2 protein-coding genes are annotated in these 1,681 nt (G+C 66.2%); both read right to left on the bottom strand.

The window, feature by feature from the left end:
• Positions 1 to 1,323: SPFH domain-containing protein (locus U9980_RS22465; RefSeq protein WP_322769748.1), on the bottom strand; the 1,323-nt coding region annotated here is incomplete at its 3' end.
• 90 nt (positions 1,324 to 1,413) lie between these two features.
• Positions 1,414 to 1,623 (bottom strand): hypothetical protein, encoded by a 210-nt coding sequence (locus U9980_RS22460; protein ID WP_322747041.1) that lies wholly within the window; start codon positions 1,621 to 1,623, stop codon positions 1,414 to 1,416.
• Positions 1,624 to 1,681 lie beyond the last annotated feature (58 nt).

The raw sequence follows: 1,681 nt of genomic DNA, 5'->3' as shown, positions 1-1,681 counted from the left end.
CTGGCCCGAGAGCAGCGACCGTGCGAGCTGAAGGCCTGCGCTGCCCTGGGATAACGCCTGGGTCAGCAGTTCGGCGATACCGGTCGCGCCGTTGAGGAGAATCATCTGGTCGACGTCGCCGAAGGGCTTCGCCGCCGCCTCGACGATGGCCGGCCACTGCTCGGCGAGCTGCTGGCCGATCACCGCATCCTGGTTCACCGAAAGGGCGTCCGCCCGTGCCCTGATCGCCTCAGCCGCCGCCAGTCCCTTCGCCGCCAGGGTGGCGGCATCAGCCTCACCGATCGCGCGCCGGGCATGAGCGTCAGCATCCCCGATGATCCGGGTCGACTCGGCCTGCGCCGCAGCCACCAGCGTTGTCTCCTGGGCGCTCGCCTCCGCCGCGCTGATCTGTGCGTCGCGACTGGCACGCGCCAGGGTGGTCTGCTCGTAGGCGCGGGCGTCCGCCGGCTTGCGGACCGTCGCCTGTAGGCGCTGTTCCTCCCGGTCACCCTCCAGCTGGGCGACCTTGGTCTGCTCGACCACCACCTGCTGGTGGGCGGTTGCCTCGGCCAGCGGGCCGGCCTGATGCGCCCGCGCTGCGGCCTCGTCGACCTCGGCCTGGAAACCCGACTGCTTGATCGCGCTGTTCCGAGCGGCCTCGGCCTTGAGCGCGGCGGCGATCTGCTCCTGTTCGGTCGCCTCCCGATCGGCCTGGGCCTCGGCGATCCGCGCCTGGGAGGCCACGGCGGCGACATGAGGACGCCCGAGGTTCTTGATGTAGCCGGTGGGGTCGTCGATCTCCTGAATCTGCAGGGAGTCGACGATCAGGCCGAGTTTCTGCATCTCCGTGCCGGAACTCGCCCGGGTCAGGGCCGTCAACTTCTCCCGATCCCTGATCATATCCTCGATGGTGAGCTGGCCGACCATCGCCCGGAGATGACCGGCGAACACATTGTGCACCCGGGCTTCCATCTTGTTCTGCTGGTCGAGGAACCTTCGGGCGGCATTGGCGATCGAGGCGTAATCGTCCCCGACCTTGAAGATCACTACACCGCGCACACCCACGGGGATTCCCTGCTGGGTGACGCAGTCGACGCTCAACTGGGCGGCCTGCAGGTCCAGGGAGAGGCGACGGACATTCTGTCCGCCCGGCATGACCAGGACTCCCTTCCCGGTCACAATCTTGAAACCGAGGCTTTCGGCCACGGCATTGTCCGGGTTCCGGTATGCTCGTAAACCTGAAATGATCAAGGCTTCATTAGGTTCCGCCACGCGCCACATCAACTTGACGACGCCCACGACGAAGATGATGCCCACACCCGCTGCGACGAGGATCGGGATCATTGGATCTCCTCTGCTGAGATCATGGACCGCCGAGATTACGGGAATACACCGGCCGGCCCGGCGGGAACAGCGGGAACAGTACCGGCGTATTCACAATCTGGTGACGAACACGGTACGGGGTGGGTGATACTCCACGACGAGAACCCGCGCTCCGACCGCGATCGTCACACCGTCCTCAGCGGCATAGGCGTGGAACGCCTCCGCACCCCCGCGCACGGAGACCATCACCTCGCCCACCACACCCGGCATGATCGTCCCAGTGACCCGGGCCGTCTTACCCAGCATGATCTGATCGGCCATGCACTCTCCCACTCGGCGTCGGGATTGAGCATAGACACTCACGGTTCCCGACGGTAAG

The sequence above is a fragment of the Protofrankia sp. Cr1 genome, from assembly GCF_963555865.1.
Classification (GTDB): Bacteria; Actinomycetota; Actinomycetes; order Frankiales; family Frankiaceae; genus Protofrankia.
Note: the sequence above shows the minus strand (reverse complement) of the source record. Positions and strands in the feature narration are given on the sequence as shown.

What these genes read in the sequence shown, in the direction of transcription:
- U9980_RS22460 (WP_322747041.1), bottom strand. Translation starts at nt 1,623, where the DNA reads ATGGCCGATCAGATCATGCTGGGTAAGACGGCCCGGGTCACTGGGACG.